The sequence below is a fragment of the Streptomyces silaceus genome, assembly GCF_001419745.1.
Lineage (GTDB): Bacteria > Actinomycetota > Actinomycetes > Streptomycetales > Streptomycetaceae > Streptomyces > Streptomyces silaceus.
In genome coordinates this window covers 24,401-45,718 of the sequence record NZ_LIRJ01000001.1, presented here as the reverse complement: position 1 = coordinate 45,718, position 21,318 = coordinate 24,401, and the positions used below count along the sequence as shown (strand labels likewise).

General features: G+C 72.8%; 17 protein-coding genes. 10 read left to right on the top strand and 7 right to left on the bottom strand.

What is annotated here, in order from left to right:
• Positions 1–705: hypothetical protein (locus AOK22_RS00195; RefSeq protein ID WP_208606351.1), on the top strand; the 705-nt coding region annotated here is incomplete at its 5' end.
• A 125-nt stretch (positions 706–830) separates the two neighbouring features.
• On the opposite strand, the gene AOK22_RS00190 is transcribed toward AOK22_RS00195, so the two are convergent.
• Both AOK22_RS00190 and AOK22_RS00185 read right to left on the bottom strand, forming a co-directional pair.
• Positions 831–1,835, bottom strand: a complete 1,005-nt coding sequence (locus AOK22_RS00190) for a hypothetical protein (protein WP_244164647.1) — start codon at positions 1,833–1,835, stop codon at positions 831–833.
• A 187-nt stretch (positions 1,836–2,022) separates the two neighbouring features.
• Positions 2,023–2,685 carry a YoaK family protein gene (locus AOK22_RS00185; RefSeq protein WP_055696439.1) on the bottom strand — a complete coding sequence of 221 codons (663 nt, stop codon included), beginning with the start codon at positions 2,683–2,685 and terminating at the stop codon, positions 2,023–2,025.
• A gap of 304 nt (positions 2,686–2,989) precedes the next feature.
• On the opposite strand from AOK22_RS00185, the gene AOK22_RS00180 reads away from it, so the two are divergent.
• Positions 2,990–3,445 carry a four-helix bundle copper-binding protein gene (locus tag AOK22_RS00180; RefSeq protein WP_341845546.1) on the top strand — a complete coding sequence of 152 codons (456 nt, stop codon included), beginning with the start codon at positions 2,990–2,992 and terminating at the stop codon, positions 3,443–3,445.
• Positions 3,446–3,501: 56 nt separating this feature from the next.
• On the opposite strand, the gene AOK22_RS00175 is transcribed toward AOK22_RS00180, so the two are convergent.
• Together AOK22_RS00175 and AOK22_RS00170 are read right to left on the bottom strand one after the other, a co-directional pair.
• Entirely contained in the window at positions 3,502–4,125 is a 624-nt protein-coding gene (locus AOK22_RS00175) for an isochorismatase family protein (RefSeq protein WP_055696438.1), read from the bottom strand.
• Positions 4,126–4,262: 137 nt separating this feature from the next.
• Complete coding sequence (locus tag AOK22_RS00170) at positions 4,263–5,255, bottom strand: GlxA family transcriptional regulator (protein WP_055696437.1); 993 nt, start codon at positions 5,253–5,255, stop codon at positions 4,263–4,265.
• Between the two features lie 202 nt (positions 5,256–5,457).
• On the opposite strand from AOK22_RS00170, the gene AOK22_RS00165 reads away from it, so the two are divergent.
• Complete coding sequence (locus AOK22_RS00165) at positions 5,458–6,645, top strand: acyl-CoA dehydrogenase family protein (RefSeq protein WP_055696436.1); 1,188 nt, start codon at positions 5,458–5,460, stop codon at positions 6,643–6,645.
• A gap of 119 nt (positions 6,646–6,764) precedes the next feature.
• Here the strand turns inward: AOK22_RS00165 and AOK22_RS00160 are convergent, their stop codons facing one another.
• Positions 6,765–7,700 carry a LysR family transcriptional regulator gene (locus tag AOK22_RS00160; RefSeq protein ID WP_237773387.1) on the bottom strand — a complete coding sequence of 312 codons (936 nt, stop codon included), beginning with the start codon at positions 7,698–7,700 and terminating at the stop codon, positions 6,765–6,767.
• A 68-nt stretch (positions 7,701–7,768) separates the two neighbouring features.
• Between AOK22_RS00160 and AOK22_RS00155 the strand changes: the two genes are divergently transcribed.
• The gene (locus tag AOK22_RS00155; protein ID WP_244164646.1) at positions 7,769–8,746 is read left to right on the top strand and encodes an EamA family transporter; all 978 of its coding nucleotides are present in this window, start codon (positions 7,769–7,771) and stop codon (positions 8,744–8,746) included.
• On the opposite strand, the gene AOK22_RS00150 is transcribed toward AOK22_RS00155, so the two are convergent.
• Positions 8,709–11,099 (bottom strand): ATP-binding cassette domain-containing protein, encoded by a 2,391-nt coding sequence (locus AOK22_RS00150; protein WP_055696435.1) that lies wholly within the window; start codon positions 11,097–11,099, stop codon positions 8,709–8,711. The two genes, AOK22_RS00155 and AOK22_RS00150, sit on opposite strands and share 38 nt — an antisense overlap.
• A 422-nt stretch (positions 11,100–11,521) precedes the next feature.
• Here AOK22_RS00150 and AOK22_RS00145 point away from each other — a divergent pair, with 422 nt between their 5' ends.
• The 4 genes from AOK22_RS00145 (at position 11,522) to AOK22_RS00130 (ending at position 17,267) form a co-directional block, all read left to right on the top strand.
• On the top strand, positions 11,522–13,759 hold the full coding sequence (locus tag AOK22_RS00145) for a serine/threonine-protein kinase (protein ID WP_055696434.1): 2,238 nt from the start codon (positions 11,522–11,524) through the stop codon (positions 13,757–13,759).
• Between the two features lie 122 nt (positions 13,760–13,881).
• Positions 13,882–15,435: a phytoene desaturase family protein gene (locus AOK22_RS00140; protein ID WP_055696433.1), complete on the top strand. Its 1,554-nt coding sequence runs from the start codon at positions 13,882–13,884 to the stop codon at positions 15,433–15,435.
• 59 nt (positions 15,436–15,494) lie between these two features.
• The gene (locus tag AOK22_RS00135) at positions 15,495–16,181 is read left to right on the top strand and encodes a TetR/AcrR family transcriptional regulator (RefSeq protein ID WP_055696432.1); all 687 of its coding nucleotides are present in this window, start codon (positions 15,495–15,497) and stop codon (positions 16,179–16,181) included.
• A gap of 33 nt (positions 16,182–16,214) precedes the next feature.
• Entirely contained in the window at positions 16,215–17,267 is a 1,053-nt protein-coding gene (locus tag AOK22_RS00130) for a MerR family transcriptional regulator (protein ID WP_063795165.1), read from the top strand.
• Here the strand turns inward: AOK22_RS00130 and AOK22_RS00125 are convergent.
• Positions 17,210–18,436 (bottom strand): FAD-dependent oxidoreductase, encoded by a 1,227-nt coding sequence (locus tag AOK22_RS00125; protein ID WP_055696431.1) that lies wholly within the window; start codon positions 18,434–18,436, stop codon positions 17,210–17,212. The two genes, AOK22_RS00130 and AOK22_RS00125, sit on opposite strands and share 58 nt — an antisense overlap.
• Before the next feature lie 188 nt (positions 18,437–18,624).
• On the opposite strand from AOK22_RS00125, the gene AOK22_RS00120 reads away from it, so the two are divergent.
• Both AOK22_RS00120 and AOK22_RS00115 read left to right on the top strand, forming a co-directional pair.
• Positions 18,625–19,737, top strand: coding sequence for an NAD(P)H-dependent flavin oxidoreductase (locus AOK22_RS00120; protein ID WP_055696430.1), 1,113 nt, complete (start codon positions 18,625–18,627; stop codon positions 19,735–19,737).
• Complete coding sequence (locus AOK22_RS00115) at positions 19,734–21,299, top strand: acyl-CoA synthetase (protein ID WP_055696429.1); 1,566 nt, start codon at positions 19,734–19,736, stop codon at positions 21,297–21,299. Before AOK22_RS00120 ends, AOK22_RS00115 begins: the two co-directional genes overlap by 4 nt.
• Positions 21,300–21,318 lie beyond the last annotated feature (19 nt).

Below are 21,318 nucleotides of genomic sequence, written 5' to 3'. Positions count from 1 at the left end.
GTCTTCGACACGGGGGAGCGGGACGGGGAGGGGCGGCGGGTGCGGGTGACCGTGGCGTGGGCTCCGGAGCCCGTGCGGGTTCACCCGCGCCCCTTCGGGGCGGTGTCGGCCGTGCACGACATCATGGGGCGGAGGCTGGGGGAGGGGACCCGGACGGCCGCGGGAGAGGTGCCCCTCTCGCGTGACCCCGTGTACGTGGTCTCGGCGGGCGGCGACGAGGCCGCGCGTACGCCTGCCGACGGCAGGTGTGCGTACGCCGACGGACCGCGACGGCGTGCGCTCTCCGCCGCCGAGCACATCGTCCTCAGCCAGCGGTACGCCGCGCGCAACGCGGCCCCGGGCAAGGAGGACGGGGACGCGGATCCGCCCCTGGGCTACCGGCTCGGCTCCCGTACCCGGATGGCGCTGGACGTCTACAACTTCACCGCCGAGGCCCGCACGGTCACCGTCACCGCCCACCCCGGCGCCGGTTGGTCGGCGAGGGCGGAGGGGCCACGACGGGTCAGGGTCCCCGCGATGGGGCGTACGAGTGTGGAGTACACGCTCACCGCCGACCGGACGGTGCGGCGGCGGGTCGATCACCGTCTCGCCTTCTCCGCGGTGCTGGCGGGCGCCGAGGACGGAGCGGGCGTCGTGCCGCCGTCGGTGGCGATGGTCCACCTGAAGGCGTCGGCGCGGCGCCTGGGCGGGAGCCGTGGCCGTTGAAGTGCGCGGTGGGCGAGGGGTGAGCGGGCGCGCAGGAGTGGCGCCCACCCCCGGGGGACGGATCGGGGTGGGCGCCGGTCTGTGGAGGCCGCCGCGCGCGGCGCGGGATCAGCCGAACGTCACCATCAGCCGAACGTCACCGAGCTGATCTTGTTGTCGAATCCGATGGTGCCGAGGTCGGCGACGTCTCCGTTGATCACCTCGGACTCACCGGTGCAGTCTGGGCCGGACCAGATCTTCGCCGAGCCGCTGAGCGAGATCGACGAGGTCACCTTGGGCCGGGCGACGTCCTGGCAGCCCTTGCCCGCGACCCCCTGGGCCGGACCGCTGTCGGAGAAGCCGGGCTCGTCGAAGAGGATCGCGCTGGTCGCCGGTGCGGCGGCCCGCGCCCCGTCGCCGGAAGCGGCCTCGTCCTGCCCGCCCTGCTCGTCCTGGCCCGGCTGCCCCTCCTGTCCTGCGGGCTGCCCCGCCTTCTGTCCGTCGGGCCGCACGCCGAACCATGTCCCGCCCACGCCCTGGCCGTTGGTGTCACCGGGCCGGACGTCCTTGCTGAAGCGGTACACCGGCCAACCGCCGATGGTCGCCTGGTGGGTGCCGTCGTCGCGCTTGATGACGCCGACCTGTGACGGGTCCACACCGTCGACGAATATCTTGCCGCCAGGGTCCACGAGTACGGGCGGCCACGTCGTGGCGCAGGCGCCGTCGCAGTTCGACCTGGAGGGCGAGGCGGTGTCCTTGTCGAAGCGGTAGAGGGTGAAGCCGGAGCCGTTGACGACCACCGGGTCGAGGTCGCCCGCGCGGCCCGCCGAGAGCTGGACCCACTTGCGCTGGACGGGCTTCGCCGCGGGCTTGCCGGGCGGGTTGGCCCAGTCCCCGGTGTTCTCGGGGGCACCGTTCTGCCGCGCGGTGCCGGACTTGAGGGCGAGCTCCATGGAGCCGGAGGTGTCGGCTGCCGAAGAGGAGGGCGAAGACGAGGACGAAGACGAGGACGCGGCGCCGGAGGGGGACCCGGAGCCGGTGTCGTCACCGCCGCCGCAGGCGGACAGCAGCAGGGCGCCCGCCGCCGCGAAGGAAACGAACAGGGCGGTGTTCCTGCGGTACATGCGGGTGGTGCCCGTCGTGCCGGTCATCGGGGTCTCCTCGTGTCCTCGTGTCATGGCCGTCGCCGAGCGTCATGGCCCTTGCTCCGACGCCGTGCAACTCGGCCTCTCGGAGCGGGAGTACGAGGGCCTGGCGCCGCCTTGCTCACCGCGTACGGGACCGAGACCAAACCGAGACATTGTCTAAAGCGGGAAGGCTTCCGGGAGTTGATCCGGTTCACGCGTGCTCGCGGTACGCGAGGGCCGTCGCCGCGACGATCAGGGTGGTCAGGAGCAGGGGCCAGGCGATGCCGTGGTGGAGGACGAGCCAGGCGCCGGGGATCGCACCCGCGAGCATCGCCGTCACGGCGACGATCCGGCGGACGGCCCGCCGGTCCGTGCCGCCCGCGAGCCGCGACTCGGCGGCGAGCGCGGCCAGGGTGCGGGTGAGCACCGTCGTCGTCATGTCCGGTACGGCCAGCCGGCCGACGGTGCCGTTGCGCAGGCCCATCGCCAGGGCGACCAGGACGATCACGGGATACGGCGGCGTACCGCCGGTGGCGAACGCGGCGGCCGTGGCGACCGCGAGGAGCAGCGCCTCGCCCCAGACCGCGGTGCGTACCCAGGGGACGCGATGCCGTCCACGGAAGGCGAGGGCGAGCCGTCCTGCGCCCGCGGCGCCGACGAGGAAGGCCAGGAGGGACACCAGCGAGCCGGTGACGGAGAAACCGGGAGCCCCGGCCAGGGCGAATCCGATGACGACGACGTTTCCCGTCATGTTGGCGGTGAAGACATGGCCGAGGCCGAGGTGGCAGACGGCGTCGACGAGCCCGCTGACGGCGGTGAGGGTGACGAGGACCAGGGACAGTGGATGGCGGTCGCCGATCTCCGCGGTGGGCACGGACCGGCTGCCCGGTCCGGGGGACCGGTGGGGCCCGTGGTGTCCGTGTCCAGGTCCGTGATGCGGCGTCATGTCGTCGTTCTACCGCGCGGCGGCGGGCTGGACGGGGCGCGACGCAAGGGCGGGGAGCGGCGACCGGCCGCTCCCCGCCCCAGGAGTTCCCGCCCCCCCGTTCGGGAACTCCCCCTGGTATCCGTTTCCTTCCGGCGGCGCGTCCCGGGCGTGTTTGAGCCAATCGACGGGCGGCTACCCGTGCGGGAGCGAAGGGAGGGGCCCCGTGACACCCACCACACCCAGTACGCCCATGACAGTCGCACCACCCGTCACCAGCGAGCCGCCCGTGACGGCCACGACGCCCGTCGTGCCCACGGCGGTGACGACGTCCACGGCGACGACCCCCGCGCCCGAGAAGGAACTCGGTCACCAGGACCTCGTCCGCTACCTGGAGGACCGCTTCGCGTGCGCGCAGGCCTGCGACGAGTGCGTACGCGAGTGCGCCAAGCGGCGCGGACCGGCCGAGTCCGGGGCCGGGCCCCGCCTCAACAGCGCCTGCGCGGACGTGTGCGACGCGACGGCCCGGGTCCTGGCCGACCAGAGCGACCAGGACGAGCAGCGCGTCCGCCTGCAGGTCGAATGGTGCCGCGCCATCTGCCTGCGCTGCGCCTTCCTGTGCGACCTGCGCCCGGCCTCGGCCGACTGCGCCGAGGCCTGCCGCCGCTGCGCGCAGGCGTGCGACGCGTTCCTGGCGACGATGGGCTGAGGGTCGCGCGGCACGGGACCGGTCGCCGCGAACCCGGCGCAGACGGAGCGGACGGCTCAGGCGGGCAGGGCGTCGACCGTGGCCACGACGGGCCCGAACCGGTCGGTGATGGTGGTCAGCGCGGCGGCCTGCAGCGTGTCGGCGGAGACGACGGCGCCGTCCGGGGCGGTGAGGGCGCGGGTCGCGGTGGCCTCGGCGACGACCGTGGGCCGGTAGCCGTGGTTGACGGCGCCCTGCGCGGTGAACGTGACGCACATGTGCGTCATGAAGCCGGCCAGCACGAGATCCTTCTCGCCGCCCGGGGCGAAGCCCAGCTCGGTCAGGACCTTCTCCAGGTCGGTGCCCTGGAAGGAGTCGGGCAGCGTCTTGACGACCACCGCCTCGCCCTCGACGGGCGCGACCTCGTCGCAGATCGCGCCGATGTGGGCACGGATGTCGTACGGGGTGCCCTCGCCGCTGTCGTTGATGACGTGCACGACCGGGGTGCCCGCGGCACGGGCCCGCCGCAGCAGCCGGGCGGCGGCCGCGGCGGCCTCGTCGGCGCCGGGCAGCGCCATCACGCCGGTGCGGTAGGTGTTCTGGATGTCGACCAGGAGCAGGACGGACTCGGCGAGCCGCGGCGGCTCGTTGTCCAGGGCGAAGACGTCGCGCAGGGCCTGGGACGGGGTGAGCGTGCTCATCAGGTGCCTCTTTCAAGGGATTAGGGCAGGGCGAAGCCGTCTGCCTCGCCTGTGCGAAGGGACGGTCCGGTGATCGGACCGGATGGGGTGGACCCAGTGGAATCCGGGGAAGGGGTGGACTCGGGCGGCGGCCCGTGTCAGTCGGCCGCCGTGCGGAACCGCCGCCGATAGGCGACCGGTGTCGTCGCGACCTGCCGCCGGAACGCCCGGTGCAGCGTCTCGACCGAGCCGAGCCCGGCCGCCGCCGCGATCCGGTCGAGCGGATGGTCGGTGGTCTCCAGCAGCCGCCGGGCGACCTCGATCCGCGCGGCCTCGACGTACGCGGCGGGGCTCGTGCCCGTCTCCTGGGTGAAGACGCGGGCGAAGTGCCGTTCGCTCAGGCACATCCGGGCGGCCAGCGCCCCCGCGGACAGGTCCCCGTCGAGGTGGTCGGCGATCCACAGACGGAGCTCGTCGATGTCCCGCCGGGTCGTGGCCGACTTGCTGAGCGGCACGGAGAACTGGCTCTGTCCGCCCTGCCGTTTGAGGTACAGGACCAGCTGCCGGGCGACCGTGAGGGCCGTCTGCTCGCCCTGGTCCTCGGCGACCAGCGCCAGCGCCAGATCGAGACAGGCGCTGATCCCCGCCCCGGTCCACAGTCGGCCGCGGTCGGTGCGGACGAAGATGGGGTCCGGGTCGACCGTGACCCCGGGGTGGTCGGCGGCGAGCTGGGCGGCGGTCGACCAGTGGGTCGTCGCCGTCTTCCCGTCGAGGAGCCCCGCCGCGGCCAGCAGGTGCGCCCCCACGCACACCGAGGCCACGCGCCGCGCGTGCCGGGCGGTGTCCTTCACCCAGGCCACGACGTCCGGGTCGACCCGGGCCACGGGCCCTTCGTCGGTCATGTCGACCGCGCCGGGCACGAGCAGGGTGTCCACGTCCTCGCCGACCTCGTCGAAGGAGAGGTCCGCGAGGATCCGTACGCCGGCCGACGTACGGACCGGTCCCGCGGCCGGTCCGGCGAGGCGGACCTCGTAGCCGGCGCGTCCCGCGGTCTCGCGGTTGGCCAGCGCGAAGACCTCGGCGGGGCCGGTGACGTCGAGGAGATCGACATCGGGGAAGACCGCGATGACGACCCGGTGCGGAAGGGGCATGACCCCATCCTCACCGCCGGCCCCCATGGCCGCAATGACGATTCCCTGTCACATCCGGACATGCCCCCGTCCGGATGTGCCCCACGGTCTCGCCGTCTCCCCGCCGCTCCGACGCCGGACGGACCTGCCGTCGCCATTCCCTATTTCTGAAACGAGTTCTACTGTGTCCGCCGTCGAACCCCGGACCGAGCCTGGAGGGGCCGTGCACCTCGAATACACGCCCGAGCAGCAGCAGCTGCGCACCGAGCTGCGTGCGTACTTCGCCGAGCTGGTGCCGGACAACGTCTACACGCGGTACGCCGACCCCGCCGCCCAGAAGCGGTTCTACCGCGAGACCGTGCGGCGCCTGGGGGCGGACGGCTGGCTCGGCGTCGGCTGGCCGCAGGAGTACGGCGGGCGCGGGCTCAGCCCCATGGAACAGTTCATCTTCTTCGACGAGGCCGCCCAGGCCGGCGTACCACTGCCGCTGATGGCGCTCAACACGGTCGGCCCGACGATCATGCAGTTCGGCACGGACGAGCAGAAGGCGTACTTCCTGCCGCGGATCCTCTCCGGCGAGCTGGACTTCGCCATCGGCTACAGCGAGCCGGACGCCGGCACCGACCTCGCCGCCCTGAAGACCAGAGCGGTCAGGGAGGGCGACGAGTACGTCGTGAACGGACAGAAGATCTGGACCACCAACGGTGACACCGCCGACTGGGTCTGGCTCGCCGTCCGCACCTCCGTCCCCGAAGAGGGCGTACCGCTCCACAAGGGCATCACCATGCTCCTCGTGCCGACGAGCGACCCCGGTTACTCCTGCACCGTCATCAACACCCTCGCCTCGCACGACACCACCGCCAGCTACTACGAGAACATCCGGGTCCCGGTCTCCCGCCGTGTCGGCGAGGAGAACAAGGGCTGGCGCCTGATCACCAACCAGCTCAACCACGAGCGCGTCACCCTCGCCGCCCACGGCACGATGGCGATCCGCGCCCTGCACGACGTGCAGCGCTGGGCCATGGACACCAAGCTGGCCGACGGCCGCCGCGTCATCGACCTGAGCTGGGTCCGCAGGCGCCTGGCGCAGACCCACACCAGGCTCGACGCGATGAAGCTCCTCAACTGGCAGATGGTGAACGCCGTCCAGGAAGGCACCCTCACCCCGCAGGACGCCTCCGCCGTGAAGGTCTACGGCTCCGAGGCCCGCCGCGACGCGTACGCCTGGCTCATGGAGGTCGTCGGCGCCGCCGGTGCCCTGAAGGAGGGCTCGGCGGGCACGGTCCTCCACGGCGAACTGGAGCGCGGCTACCGCTCAGCGGTGATCTTCACCTTCGGCGGCGGCAACAACGAGATCCAGCGCGAGATCATCTCCTGGATCGGCCTGGGCATGCCGCGCGTCCGGCGCTAGAGGGGTGCCGGCCGCGCCGGACGCGTTACCCGCGCGACGCGTGTGACAGGGCGTCGACGGTCATGCCCAGCCACGATCACGGACTTCGTCGCCGACCATGACTGACGCCCGTCGCACGGTCACGGGCGTGACCCGGACCGGTACAGCTCGCAGGCCAGTGCCGCCGCCGCGTGTGTCGCGGGGTGGGGGTCCTGGGCGTGCCAGAGGAGGTGGACCGGTACCGGAGCGGCGTCCCGGAGAGGGCGGTAGGTGATGCCGACGCGCCGGTACTGGGTCGCCGTGGCGTGGGGCGTGACGCCGACGCAACGGCCGGTGGCGATCGCGGCGAGCCAGTCGTCGACGTCGACCGTGTGCTCCACGACGGGATGCGCCCCCTCCTGCCACAGGTCCACGGTCGTCGTGCCCGTGCGCCGGTCCACCACGACGGTGCGTTCGCGGACCTCCGCCAGCGGGATGCTCCGGCGCCGCGCCCACGGGTCGTCGGAGGCCAGCGCGACGTAACGGCGTTCGTGGCCGACGACGGCGTGGGCATAGCGGCGCGTGTCGACCGGGCCGCGCACCACCGCCAGATCGCACCGGCCCTCGGCGAGCCCGCCGGTGGGGGTGTTGTGGCGGATCAGCTGGAGCTCGACCGCGGGGTGGCGGGCGTGCCAGCGGCGCTGGAACTCGGCGGTGTGCTCGCCGAGCGCCGACCACGCGTGGCCGAGGCGCAGCCGCGTGTGTCCCGCCGCGGCCTCGCTCACCAGCGCGTCGGCCTCGGCGAGCAGGCGCCGGGCCCGGGCGAGCACCTGCACGCCGGCGGTGGTGGGCGTGACCGTGCGGCTGGTGCGGTGCAGGAGCCGCACGCCGAGGGTGCGTTCCAGGGCGAGCAGCGTGCGGGAGACCGACGCCTGGGAGACGCCCAGCTCGATCGCCGCGTCGGTGAAACCGCCGTACTCGACGATCGCGACCAGGCAGCGCAGGTGCCGCAGCTCCAGCTCCCCTCGGCCGGAGGCACGGCCGGGACCGTGTTCGCCCCCGAGCCCGTCCCCGCCTCCACCCATCCGTCCATCCATACGCTCAGCGTATCGGTGGCGCGTCGGATGCATTTTGCGTATGCGGGCGCCGCGCGCAGGGTCGTGGCATGGCAGTCGACACGCGTGTGGAGCCGGTGAGTTCGAGCCGTTGGGCGGGGACGGCGCTGATGCTGGGCAGCGGCCTGTCCAATCAGGCCGGGGCCTCCGTCGCCGCGCTCGCCTTTCCCGTGCTCGGGCCGGTGGGGGTGGTGGCGGTGCGTCAGTGGGTGGCCGCGCTGGTGCTGATGGGCGCGGGGCGGCCGCGGCTCCGTACGTTCACGGGGGCGCAGTGGCGGCCGGTCCTGGGGCTCGCCGTCGTGTTCGCGACGATGAATCTGTCGCTGTACAGCGCGATCGACCGGATCGGTCTCGGGCTCGCCGTCACCCTGGAGTTCCTCGGCCCGCTCACCGTGGCCCTGGCCGGGTCCCGGCGCCGCACCGACCTGGTCTGCGCGCTCGCCGCCGCCGGGGCGGTGGTCGTGCTCACCCGCCCCGGCGCGAGCACCGACCTCCTCGGCATCGGGCTCGCGCTGCTCGCCGCCGTCTGCTGGGGCTGCTACATCCTGCTCAACCGCACCGTGGGCGCACGCCTGCCCGGCGTACAGGGCTCGGCCGCCGCCGCGGCCGTGTCCGGGCTGCTCTACCTGCCCGTGGGCGCCATCGTCCTTTACCTGCAACGGCCCACCGCCCAGGCCCTGTTGTGCGCCTTCGCCGCCGGTGTGCTCTCCTCCGCCGTGCCGTTCCTCGCCGACCTGCTGGCGCTGCGCCGCATCCCGGCCGCGTCCTTCGGCGTCTTCATGAGCGTCAACCCGGTGTTCGCCGCGCTCGTCGGCCTGCTGGTCCTCGACCAGCACCTCGACCCGGCCGCGTGGGCGGCGATCGGCGTGATCGTCACCGCCAACGCCGTCGCGGCGGGCACGGCGGGGGCAAGCGGCTCCACGGGAACAGGGGGAACGGCGGAAACGGCGGGCGCGGTGCTGAGCGCGCCCGCCGTCGAAGACGGAGCGGTCAGGCGCCGACGTACTCCGCGAGGTGCTCACCGGTGAGCGTCGAACGCGCCGCGACCAGTTCGGCGGGCGTGCCCTCGAAGACGACCTTGCCGCCGTCGTGGCCGGCGCCGGGACCCAGGTCGATGATCCAGTCGGCGTGCGCCATGACCGCCTGGTGGTGCTCGACGACGATGACCGACTTGCCGGAGTCGACCAGACGGTCGAGCAGGCCGAGCAGCTGCTCGACGTCGGCCAGGTGGAGGCCGGTCGTCGGCTCGTCGAGGATGTAGACGCCGCCCTTGTCGCCCATGTGGGTGGCCAGCTTGAGGCGCTGGCGCTCACCGCCGGACAGGGTGGTCAGCGGCTGCCCGATGGTGAGATAGCCGAGCCCCACGTCGACGAGGCGCTCCAGGATCTTGTGCGCGGCCGGGGTGCGGGCCTCGCCCTCGCCGAAGAACTCCTCGGCCTCGCTCACCGACATCGCGAGCACCTCGCTGATGTCCCGGCCGCCGAGCCGGTACTCCAGGACCGACGCGTCGAACCGCTTGCCCTCGCAGTCCTCGCAGGTGGTGGCCTCACCGGCCATGATCACCAGATCGCTGTAGATCACGCCGGCGCCGTTGCAGGTGGGGCAGGCGCCCTCGGAGTTGGCACTGAACAGCGCGGGCTTCACGTCGTTGGCCTTCGCGAAGGCCTTGCGGATCGGGTCGAGCAGTCCGGTGTACGTCGCCGGGTTGCTGCGCCGCGAGCCGCGGATCGGGCTCTGGTCGACGGACACGACTCCCGCGTCGGACGGCATCGAACCGTGCACCAGCGAACTCTTGCCGGAGCCCGCGACACCGGTGACGACGGCCAGTACGCCGAGCGGGATGTCGACGTCGACGCCGCGCAGGTTGTTCGCCGTCGCGCCGCGGATCTCCAGCGCGCCGGCCGGCGCGCGCACCTCGTCCTTGACGGCGGCCCGGTCGCCGAGGTGGCGGCCGGTGACCGTGTCGCTCTTGCGCAGCCCCTCGACCGTGCCCTCGAAACAGACGGTGCCGCCCGCCGAGCCCGCGCCGGGGCCGAGGTCGACGACATGGTCGGCGATGGCGATGACCTCCGGCTTGTGCTCCACGACGAGCACCGTGTTGCCCTTGTCCCGCAGCTTGCACAGCAGGTTGTTCATCCGCTCGATGTCGTGCGGGTGCAGGCCCGCGGTCGGCTCGTCGAAGACGTACGTGACGTCGGTGAGCGAGGAGCCGAGGTGGCGGATCATCTTGACGCGCTGCGCCTCGCCGCCGGAGAGCGTGCCCGAGGCCCGGTCGAGCGAGAGATAGCCGAGACCGATCTCCACGAACGAGTCGAGGGTCTGCCGCAGCGCGGTGAGCAGCGGCGCCACCGACGGCTCGTCGAGGCCGCGCACCCACTCGGCCAGGTCCCTGATCTCCATGAAGCAGGCGTCGGCGATGCTCTTCCGCTTGATCTTCGACGACCGGGCCCCCTCGCTCAGCCGCGTGCCGTCGCACTCGGGGCAGGTGGTGAAGGTGACCGCACGCTCCACGAAGGCCCGGATGTGGGGCTGCATCGCCTCCTTGTCCTTGGACAGGAAGGACTTCTGGATCTTGGGGATCAGGCCTTCGTACGTGAGGTTCACGCCGTTGACCTTCACCTTGGTCGGCTCGCGGTAGAGGAAGTCCTGCATCTCCTTCTTCGTGAACCGGCGGATCGGCTTGTTCGGGTCGAGGAAGCCCGACTCGGCGTACAGGCCCACCGTCCACACGTTGTCCGACTTCCAGCCGGGGATGGTGAAGGCGCCCTCGGAGATCGACTTGGAGTCGTCGTAGAGCTGGGTGAGATCGATGTCGGAGACGTTGCCCCGGCCCTCGCAGCGCGTGCACATGCCGCCGACGCGGTTGAAGGTCGCCTTCACGGTCTTCGTCTTCGCGGCGCCGCGGTCGACGGTGATGCCGCCGCTCGCCCGGACCGTGGCGGTGTTGAAGGAGTACGCGCTGGGCGGGCCGATGGCCGGCTTGCCCAGGCGGCTGAAGAGGATCCGCAGCATCGCGTTGGCGTCGGTGGCGGTGCCCACCGTGGAGCGCGGGTCGCCGCCCATCCGCTGCTGGTCGACGGTGATCGCGGTGGTCAGGCCGTCGAGCACGTCGACCTCGGGCCGCGCCATGTTCGGCATGAAGCCCTGCACGAACGTGCTGTACGTCTCGTTGATCAGCCGCTTCGACTCGGCGGCGATCGTGTCGAACACCAGGGAACTCTTGCCGGAGCCGGAGACCCCGGTGAACACCGTCAGACGGCGCTTGGGGATCTCGATGCTGACGTCCTTGAGATTGTTCTCGCGGGCGCCGTACACACGGATCAGGTCGTGGCTGTCGGCGGCGTGCGACGCGGGCGACCGCGGATTCGTCCTCTTGGCCATGACTGTCGGTCTCCCTCTGTCGGGCGGGACCGATCGCCCGGTCGCCGTCGTCGTCGCCTGGCTCGATCTCACCAGCCTGAAGCAGTATCTCCGCCTCGCGGGAAAAATCCCCGGGACGGAACTGATGCACGTCACGCTAGGCGGGAACGGGGTCCCGGCGCTTCTCGAATCCTGATCGAAGGCGGGGCCGGTTCCGATCGATGGGCGGTTCCCCCCGCTCGTCCCGGCGCGCGCCCCGCCGCGGCGGCGTGTGGGCGGCCTCCCGTACGCCTTCCTGCCGCCGTACGCCCATGAGTTGTACCGCAGGGCCGTCCCGCCGCCCGTCGGCGCGCCCGCCCGGCCCCGTACAAACTCGACAGACGGGACGCCATACTGGACGGGCCGGGGAGGGTGCAGCGAAACAACGGGGGCGACAGCACGCGATGGCGGACACCAGGCTGATCCAGAGCCGCTACCGGCTCCTGGATCTGATCGGGCGCGGCGGCATGGGAGAGGTGTGGCGCGCACGCGACGAGTCGCTCGGCCGCCAGGTCGCCGTCAAGTGCCTCAAGCCGATGGGACCCCAGCACGACCAGTCCTTCACCCGTGTCCTGCGCGAGCGCTTCCGCCGCGAGGCGCGCGTCGCGGCCGCGCTCCAGCACCGCGGCGTCACCGTCGTCCACGACTTCGGCGAGTACGAGGGCGTGCTCTACCTGGTGATGGAACTCCTCGAAGGGAGCAACCTCAGCCAGCTCCTGGAGGACAACAAGCAGCACCCCCTGCCCGTCGCCGACGTCGTCGAGATCGCCGACCAGGTCGCCGCCGCCCTCGCGTACACCCATGAACAGGGCATCGTGCACCGCGACCTGAAGCCGGCGAACATCATGCGGCTCGCCGACGGCACGGTGAAGATCTGCGACTTCGGGATCGCCCGCCTCGGCGCCGACATCGGCTTCACCTCCCGCCTGACCGGCACGGGCATCGCCATGGGCACCCCGCACTACATGTCGCCCGAGCAGATCAGCGGCGACCCCGTCGACCAGCGCAGCGACCTGTACTCCTTCGGCTGTGTGCTCTACGAGATCGCCACGGGCGCCCCGCCGTTCGACCTGGAGGACGCCTGGGCCGTGCTCGTCGGACACCGCGACACCGCGCCCGAGCCGCCCCGCAGGCGCCGCGCCGACCTGCCCCCCTACCTCGACCGGATCGTCCTCGACCTGCTCGCCAAGGAGCCGGGCGACCGGCCGGGCGACGCCCGTGAGTTGGGCCGCCGCATCGCCGCGGGCCGCAACGCGTCCTCGTACGTACCGACCGTCGCCACCCCTCCCGTGCGACGCCCCGAACCGCTGCCGTCCGACGAGCCGCCCCTGCCCTCCTGGACCCGCGGCATGACCACGGGACACAAGGCGACCGGCGCGTCCGAGCTGCGCGCCACCCCGCCCGACACGGCGGCCGGGCTGACCGGCGAGTGGATCCCGCGCGCGGACCAGCGCCGGTCCGCGGCGCCCCGCGGTCCCGAACGGCCCACACCGCCACCGGAGTTGATCGCCACCCTCGCCAGCAGGCACAACGCGGGACTGAGCCTGGGCAGGCTCGGCCGGTGGGCCGAGGCGGGCGAGGTGCACCGCGCGGTCGCCGCAGAGCGCGAACACGCCCTCGGCCCCGACCACCCCGACACGCTCGCCAGCCGCTACGAGGTCGGCTTCACGCTCAGCCGCACCGGCCGCGCCGCCGACGCCCTGCGCGAGTACGGCCGCGTCGCCCAGGGCCGCGAGCGCACGCTCGGCCCCGAGCACGCGGAGACGCTCGCCGCCCGCCAGGAGATGGCGTACGTACTGGGCCAGCTCGGGCGGCACTTCGAGGCCCACCAGACGTACACCTCGGTGCTCGCCGTGCGCGAGCGCACCGCGGGCCCCGACCACCCGGACACCCTGCGCTGCCGCCACAACCTCGCCTACAACCTGAGCCGCCTCGGCCGGCTGGAGGACTCCTACCATCTCGCCGAGCAGGTGGCCGCGGCCCGCGCGCGCGTCCTCGGCGCGACGCACCCCGACACGCTCGTCACGCGGTACGAAGTCGCCTACGCACTCGGCCAGTTGGGCCGCTGGCCCGAGGCGCTGCAGACCTACCGCGAGGTCGCCGACGCGCGGGTACGGGCGCTCGGCGCCGACCACCCCGACACGCTCGCCGCGCGCTACGAGGTCGGCATCAGCCTCGGCAGGCTCGGCCGCAGCGGCGAGGCCCTGGAGCTGTACCGCGACCTGATCGACGACCGCACACGGGTGAACGGCCCCGCCCACCCCGAGACGCTGCGGGCCCGGCACGGCCTCGGTGTGAACCTCGGCCGGCAGAGCCGCTGGGAGGAGGCCCTCGCGGAGGCGCGGGACGTGTGCGCCATCCGCGAGCGGGTGCTCGGCGCGGACCATCCCGACACGCTGGTGAGCCGCCGCGAGGTCGCCGTCGGGCTCGGCTGGCTGGGCCGCTGGGCCGACGCGCTCACCGAGTACCGCAGGGTCGCCGCGGCCCGCGAACAGGTCCTCGGCGCCGACCACCCCGACGCGCTGGCCAGCCGCAACGACGAGGCGCACTGCCTGGAACAGCTCGGCCGGGGCACGGAGGCGGTGGAGCTGTACCGCCGGGTGGCGGCGCTGCGGCAGCGAGGGGCCACGGGCGGGCACTGAACGGCGGGCGCGCCCGGGCCATGGGGCCGCCCCGGATGGCGCCGCGCCACGGCACCGCGGAGCGCCACGCCTTGTCCGCGCCGGGCGTACCCCGGCGCCCGGCCCCCGTGCTAGGAAGAGTCATGCCTGATCGTGATGCGTACGACGCCGTCATCGTCGGCGGAGGTCACAACGGTCTCGTCGCCGCCGCCTATCTCGCCCGCGCCGGGCGGTCCGTGCTGCTCCTGGAGCGGCTCCCCGGCACCGGCGGCGCCGCCGTCTCCAGCCGTCCCTTCGCCGGGGTCGACGCGCGGCTCTCCCGCTACTCGTACCTGGTCAGCCTCCTCCCCAAGAAGATCGTCAGGGACCTCGACCTGGACTTCCGGGTGCGCACCCGCACCGTGTCCTCCTACACCCCGGCCGAGCGCGCCGGACGGCCCACCGGGCTGCTCGTGGGCGGTGGCGAGGCCCGCACCCGGCAGGCCTTCGCGCGGCTCACCGGGGACCACCGCGAGTACGACGCCTGGCGCGACTTCTACGCCATGACCGGCCAGGTCGCCCGCCGCGTCTTCCCCACCCTCACCGAACCCCTGCCCACCCGCACCGAACTGCGCGCCCGCGTCGACGACGCCACCGCCTGGCGCACCCTGTTCGAGGAGCCGATCGGCACCGCGATCGAGGCGCGCTTCGCCGACGACCTGGTGCGCGGCGTCGTCCTGACCGACGCCCTGATCGGCACGTTCGCCGACGCCCACGACCCCTCGCTGCGCCAGAACCGCTGCTTCCTCTACCACGTCATCGGCGGCGGCACCGGCGACTGGAACGTGCCCGTCGGCGGCATGGGCGCCCTCACCACGGCCATCGCCGACGCCGCGCGGGCGGCCGGCGCCACGCTGCGCACCGGCTGCGAGGTCACGGGCATCGCCACCGACGGGCAGCGCGGCGAGGTGACGTACCGCGAGGGCGAGGACGGCGAGCGGACCGTCGCCGCGCGCCACGTCCTGGTCAACGCGTCGCCGCAGGCCCTCGCCGCGCTCCTCGGCGACGCGCCGCCCCCGCCCGCCGAAGGCGCACAGCTGAAGGTGAACATGCTGCTCAAGCGGCTGCCGCGGCTGCGGGACACCGCCGTCGACCCGCGCGAGGCGTTCGCCGGGACCTTCCACATCGCGGAAGGGTACGAGGAGTTGGCCGCCGCGTACGCCCAGGCCGCCGCCGGGGCCCCGCCCGCGGCCCCGCCCTCCGAGATCTACTGCCACTCGCTCACCGACCCGACGATCCTCGCCCCCGACCTCGTCGAGCGCGGCTACCAGACCCTCACCCTCTTCGGACTCCACACGCCCGCGCGGCTCTTCGCGCGGGACAACGACGCCGTCCGCGCGGACCTCCTGAAGTCGACCCTCGCGCAGCTCGACGCGCACCTGGCCGAGCCGCTCGCCGACTGCCTGGCCCTCGACGCCGAGGGCCGCCCCTGCATCGAGGCGAAGACCCCGCTCGACCTGGAGCGCGACCTCGGGCTGCCCGGCGGCAACATCTTCCACCGCGACCTCGCCTTCCCCTACGCGCAGGAGGACACCGGACGGTGGGGCGTGGAGACCCGGCACGCGAACGTCCTGCTGTGCGGGGCGGGCGCGGTGCGCGGCGGCGGCGTCAGCGGCATCCCCGGGCACAACGCCGCCATGGCCGCGATGGGGGCATAGCCGCTGGTGTACGGTCGGATGCCGATCACCGGCGCGAGCGAGGAGAGGAGAGCGTCACGATGGCCGCTGACGCGTCCCGTACGTCCGGCGTCGCCTCTTCGCCGCGTACGACCCGCTCGTCCCGGCGGGGAGCCGGCACTCCGACCTTCACCGAACAGGCCCGCCGCAGCCAGCTCATCGAGTGCACGATCGACATGATCTCCACCAAGGGCTATCCGGCGACGTCGCTCGCGGCGATCGCCGAGCAGGCGGGCCTGTCGAAGGCCGCCGTCCTCTACCACTTCTCGTCGAAGGACAACCTGACCCGGGCCACGCTGTCGTACGTCCTGGAGCGGTTCATGACGTACGTGGACGAGCAGGTGGCCGCCGAGGCCGACCCGCGCGCGGCGATCGTCGCCTACGTCCGCGCGATGGTCGGCTACCAGCGGGACAACCGCCGCCACGTCCGCGTGATCACGGAGATGCTCCTCGACGACGAGGACGGCACACGCCTGAAGAACCCCGGTGGGCACGACACGGCGGGCCGCTGGAACGCTCTCGCGGACCTGCTCGCCGAGGGCCAACGCGCAGGCCGGTTCCGGGTGTTCGACCCCGCGACGCTGGCCCTCGCGATCGGTGGAGCGATCGACGGGGTGATCGGGCACTGGCTCGTCCACCCGGACCTCGACCTCGACGCGGCGGCGGACGAGCTGGTGACGTTCACGCTGCGCGCCGTCGAGCGGCACGAGCCGCGAACGCGGGCTTGAGTCTCCCGTAAGGGGAGACGTGAGGGTGGTCCCATGAGCGACGACGCATCCTTCTCTCCCGACACCCTCACCACGGGGGCGCCCCTCCCGGACACCCTGTACTCGATCGGCGAGCTGGCCAGGCGGACCGGGCTCTCGGTCAAGACGATCCGGTTCTACTCGGACTCCGGGATCGTCGTCCCCACGGACCGCAGCGCGGCCGGCTACCGGCGCTACGGCCCCGACGCCGCCGCACGCCTCGACCTGGTGCGGACCCTGCGGGAGCTGGGCCTGGACCTGCCGACGATCCGCAGGGTCGTGGACCGCGAGGTCGCGCTGCCCGACGTGGCGGCGGCGCACGCCGAGGCTTTGGACGTACAGATCCACACCCTGCGGCTGCGGCGCGCGGTGCTGTCCGCGGTGGCCGAACGCGGCTGCACACCCCAGGAGTTGGACCTGATGCACCGGCTCGCCACGCTCTCCGAGGACGAGCGCGGCCGCCTGATCGGCGACTTCCTCGGCACGGTCTTCGAGGGCCTGGACGATCACCCCGCGTTCCCCGCGGTGATCCGCTCCATGACCCCCGAACTGCCCGACGTCCCCGATGTGGCGCAGATCGAGGCATGGGTGGAACTGGCCGGTCTGATGGCGGACCCCGGTTTTCGCGTGAGCGTGCAGGGGATGGCCCGCGGCATGGCGGCCGACCGGGCCCCGGACGACGCGACGGGCCTGCCCCGCATCCTCGCCGAGGCCGTCCGTTCCCTGGCCGACCCTGCCCTGAGCGAGGCCATCGAGCCCACCTCGCCCCTGGCCGCCCCGATCGTCGCGGCGCTGGCCGCCCACTACGCCGGGATCGTCGGGGCCCCCGACGGCGAGGACCTCCGCCGACGCCTGGCGGCCCGCCTCGACGTCATGAACGACCCCCGCAGGGACCGTTACCTGTACCTCCTGGCGGTGATCAACGGCTGGCCCGCCCCGGAGGGCCTGGCGCAGGTGGTCGACTGGACGGTACGGGCGCTGCGCGCGTGGCCCGCGCACCGCGTCGGAGGTCAGCGGCGGGCGAACTCCGGTGCGCGTTCCGGGCGTACGCCCACGCCGCCGAGGTAGCCCGTCACCGTGCGCAGCGCGGGGACCGTGCGGAGCAGGCGCAGGGGGAGCGGGAGGCGGTCGCCGCGGAGGGTGCCGTCGAGGGCCGGGCGCAGGAGCATGTCGTGTTCGCCCCGCTGCTGGCGTTGCGTGAGCGCGGTGGGCAGGGTGCGGCGCTTCTGGACGCGGGCCAGGTCGCGGACGCCGACCGTGCCGCGGCGCAGCGGTCCGGCGAGGAGGCGGGCCGCCGCGACGGCGTCCTGCACCGCGAGGTTGACGCCGACGCCGCCGACCGGCGACATGGTGTGCGCGGCGTCGCCGATGCAGAGGACGCCTTCGGCGTACCACCGGGGCAGCCGGTCCATCGTGACCTCCAGGAGCTTCACGTCGTCCCAGGAGGTGATCTCCGCCGTCGCCGTGCGGTCCCAGCCGAGCAGGGCGCCGAGGCGGTCGCGGAACCAGTCGATGCCGTGGGCGCGCAGTTCGGCGTCCGTGCCCTTCCTGATGAGGTAGGAGGTCTGGTAGTAGTCGCCGCGGTCCATGGTGGCGGCGATCTGGCCGTCGCGGATGCTCAGGAAGACACGGCCGTTCTTGAGGTCGTCGCGCGGGGCGGCCACGCGGACCTGCCAGACGTCGATGGGCACGTCGTACGCGACGGGGGTGAACCCCGCCGCCGTGCGGACCAGTGAGCCCCGGCCGTCGCATGCCACGGTCAGGTCGGCGCCGAGCTCGCCGGGGGTGCCGTCGGCGTCGGTGTACCGGACGCCGGTGACCCGGCCGGAGCCGTCCGTCCGCAGGCCCGTCACCGCGGTCCGCATCCGCAGCGTGAAGGACGGCTCGGCGACGGCCGCGCCCGCGAGGAGATCGAGGAAGTCCCACTGCGGGACCATCGCGATGTACGGGTGGCGGCCGGGGATGTGCCGCAGATCGCCCGCGACGACGGTGGTGCCGTCGATGTGCATCCGCATCTCCCGCAGCCTGCGCGCGGGCAGCCGCGCGAAGCGTTCGCCGAGGCCGAGTTCGTCGAGCAGGCGCAGGGTCGACGGGTGGACGGTGTCGCCCCGGAAGTCCCGCAGGAAGTCACCGTGCTTCTCCAGGACGGTCACCTCGATGCCCGCCCGCGCGAGGAGCAGGCCCAGCATCATGCCGGCCGGTCCGCCGCCCACCACACAGCACGTCGTCCGTTCCATCCCGGTGTCCTCCGTCCGTCGAGCCCCACGGTGCGGACACACTAACCGATCGGTCAGATGACTGACCATGCGGTCAGTCGAAGGCGATCAAGGGGTGCTCCGTGTCGCGCCGCGCACCTGTGCCAAATATCTGACACTGCATCAGAAAATCTCTTCCCTCGGCCGGTCGGCTGCGGCATCCTGCGCCCATGCAGACGGAGTTGAGCAAGAGACTGGGAGTCGAGCACGCCATCTTCGGCTTCACGCCCTTCCCCGCGGTGGCCGCCGCCATCAGCAGGGCGGGCGGGTTCGGGGTGCTCGGCGCGGTCCGCTACACGGCGCCGGACGAGCTGGCCAGAGACCTCGACTGGATGCAGGAGCACGTCGACGGCAGGCCGTACGGCCTCGACGTCGTGATGCCCGCCAAGAAGGTCGAGGGCGTCACGGAGGCCGACGTCGAGGCGATGATCCCCGACGGGCACCGGCAGTTCGTCAAGGACACCCTCGCCAAGCACGGCGTGCCCGAACTCGCCGAGGGCGAGGAGTCGGGTTGGCGCATCACCGGCTGGATGGAGCAGGTCGCCCGCAACCAGCTCGACGTCGCCTTCGACTACCCGATCAAGCTTCTCGCCAACGCGCTCGGCTCGCCCCCGGCGGACGTGATCCAGCGGGCCCACGACCACGACGTCCTGGTCGCCGCCCTCGCGGGCAGCGCCCGGCACGCCCGCAAGCACGCGGAAGCCGGCATCGACATCGTCGTCGCGCAGGGGTACGAGGCGGGCGGCCACACCGGCGAGATCGCGTCCATGGTGCTCACCCCGGAGGCGGTCGAGGCGGTCGCGCCGCTGCCCGTGCTCGCCGCCGGAGGCATCGGCAGCGGGCAGCAGATCGCCGCCGCGCTCGCCCTCGGCGCACAGGGCGTCTGGCTCGGCTCCCTCTGGCTCACCACCACGGAGGCCGACCTCCACTCGCCGGCCCTCACCCGCAAGTTGCTCGCCGCCGGATCCGGCGACACGGTCCGCTCCCGCGCCCTGACCGGAAAGCCCGCCCGGCAGCTGCGCACGGAGTGGACGGATGCCTGGGACGATCCGCAGGGTCCCGGGCCGCTGCCGATGCCGCTCCAGGGCCTGCTGGTCGCCGAGGCGGTGTCCCGCATCCAGAAGTACGAGGTGCAGGAGCTGCTCGGCACTCCGGTCGGGCAGATCGTCGGCCGGATGAACAGCGAACGCAGCGTGCAGGCCGTCTTCGACGATCTGACGCGCGGATTCGAGCGGGCCGTCGACCGAGTCAACCGCATCGCCGGAAGGGGAAGTCAGTCGTGAGCACACCCCCCAACAGCGCTCCGCCGAACGGCTTCTGGGCCCAGGCCGCGGCCGACCCCGGCCGCACCGTCCTCGTCGCGCCCGACGGCGAGGAGTGGACGGCGGGCCGGCTGCACGGCGCCGTCAACCAGCTGGTGCACGGGCTGCGCGCCGCGGGCCTGGAACGCGGCGACGCCTTCGCGGTCGTCCTGCCCAACGGCGTGGAGTTCTTCACCGCGTATCTCGCCGCCTCCCAGGCCGGGTTCTATCTCGTCCCGGTCAACCACCACCTGGTCGGCCCCGAGATCGCCTGGATCGTCTCCGACTCCGGAGCCAAGGTGCTGATCGCGCACGAGCGGTTCGCCGACGCGGCGGTCGCGGCCGCCGACGAGGCCGGGCTCCCGACGAGCCACCGGTACGCCGTCGGCGACGTGCGCGGCTTCCGTCCCTACGCCCAACTCCTGGACGGCCAGCTCGAGTCGGTCCCCACCGACCGCACCCTCGGCTGGGTCATGAACTACACCTCGGGCACGACGGGCCGCCCGCGCGGCATCCGCCGCCCGCTGTCGGGCAAGCTCCCCGAGGAGTCCTACCTCGGCGGGTTCCTCGGCATCTTCGGGATCAGGCCCTTCGACGACAACGTCCACCTGGTCTGCTCGCCGCTCTACCACACGGCCGTCCTCCAGTTCGCGGGCGCCGCCCTGCACATCGGCCATCCGCTGGTCCTCATGGACAAGTGGACGCCCGAGGACATGCTCCGCCTCATCGACGCGCACCGGTGCACGCACACGCACATGGTGCCGACCCAGTTCCACCGGCTGCTCGCCCTGCCGGAGGCGACGCGGGCCGCGTACGACGTGTCGTCGATGCGGCACGCCATCCACGGTGCCGCGCCCTGCCCCGACCATGTGAAGCGCGCCATGATCGAGTGGTGGGGCGAGTGCGTCGAGGAGTACTACGCGGCCAGCGAGGGCGGCGGCGCGTTCGCCACCGCGCAGGACTGGCTGAAGAAGCCCGGGACGGTCGGAAAGGCCTGGCCCATCAGCGAGTTGGCGGTCTTCGACGACGACGGAAACCGACTGGCCCCGGGCGAGCTCGGCACCGTCTACATGAAGATGTCCACCGGCGGATTCTCGTACCACAAGGACGAGGCGAAGACGAAGAAGAACCGCATCGGGGACTTCTTCACCGTCGGCGACCTCGGCCTGCTGGACGAGGACGGCTATCTGTTCCTGCGCGACCGCAAGATCGACATGATCATTTCGGGCGGGGTGAACATCTATCCCGCCGAGATCGAGTCGGCGCTGCTCACGCACCCCGCGGTCGCGGACGCCGCCGCCTTCGGGATCCCGCACGACGACTGGGGCGAGGAGGTCAAGGCCGTCGTCGAGGTGGCCGAGGGCAGGGCGGCCGACGACGCGCTGGCCGCCGAGATCCTGTCCCACTGCGAGGAGCGCCTCGCGGGCTACAAGCGCCCCAAGAGCGTCGACTTCATCGCGACGATGCCGCGCGACCCCAACGGCAAGCTCTACAAGCGGCGGCTGCGCGAACCGTACTGGGAGGGACGCGAGCGCGCGATGTGACCCCGCCGGAGGCGGACGA

What these genes read in the sequence shown, in the direction of transcription:
- AOK22_RS00135 (WP_055696432.1), top strand. Translation starts at nt 15,495, where the DNA reads ATGGCCGCTGACGCGTCCCGTACGTCCGGCGTCGCCTCTTCGCCGCGT.
- AOK22_RS00160 (WP_237773387.1), bottom strand. Translation starts at nt 7,700, where the DNA reads ATGGATGGACGGATGGGTGGAGGCGGGGACGGGCTCGGGGGCGAACAC.
- AOK22_RS00140 (WP_055696433.1), top strand. Translation starts at nt 13,882, where the DNA reads ATGCCTGATCGTGATGCGTACGACGCCGTCATCGTCGGCGGAGGTCAC.
- AOK22_RS00175 (WP_055696438.1), bottom strand. Translation starts at nt 4,125, where the DNA reads ATGAGCACGCTCACCCCGTCCCAGGCCCTGCGCGACGTCTTCGCCCTG.
- AOK22_RS00155 (WP_244164646.1), top strand. Translation starts at nt 7,769, where the DNA reads ATGGCAGTCGACACGCGTGTGGAGCCGGTGAGTTCGAGCCGTTGGGCG.
- AOK22_RS00120 (WP_055696430.1), top strand. Translation starts at nt 18,625, where the DNA reads ATGCAGACGGAGTTGAGCAAGAGACTGGGAGTCGAGCACGCCATCTTC.
- AOK22_RS00150 (WP_055696435.1), bottom strand. Translation starts at nt 11,099, where the DNA reads ATGGCCAAGAGGACGAATCCGCGGTCGCCCGCGTCGCACGCCGCCGAC.
- AOK22_RS00125 (WP_055696431.1), bottom strand. Translation starts at nt 18,436, where the DNA reads ATGGAACGGACGACGTGCTGTGTGGTGGGCGGCGGACCGGCCGGCATG.
- AOK22_RS00190 (WP_244164647.1), bottom strand. Translation starts at nt 1,835, where the DNA reads ATGACCGGCACGACGGGCACCACCCGCATGTACCGCAGGAACACCGCC.
- AOK22_RS00170 (WP_055696437.1), bottom strand. Translation starts at nt 5,255, where the DNA reads ATGCCCCTTCCGCACCGGGTCGTCATCGCGGTCTTCCCCGATGTCGAT.
- AOK22_RS00145 (WP_055696434.1), top strand. Translation starts at nt 11,522, where the DNA reads ATGGCGGACACCAGGCTGATCCAGAGCCGCTACCGGCTCCTGGATCTG.
- AOK22_RS00180 (WP_341845546.1), top strand. Translation starts at nt 2,990, where the DNA reads ATGACAGTCGCACCACCCGTCACCAGCGAGCCGCCCGTGACGGCCACG.
- AOK22_RS00130 (WP_063795165.1), top strand. Translation starts at nt 16,215, where the DNA reads ATGAGCGACGACGCATCCTTCTCTCCCGACACCCTCACCACGGGGGCG.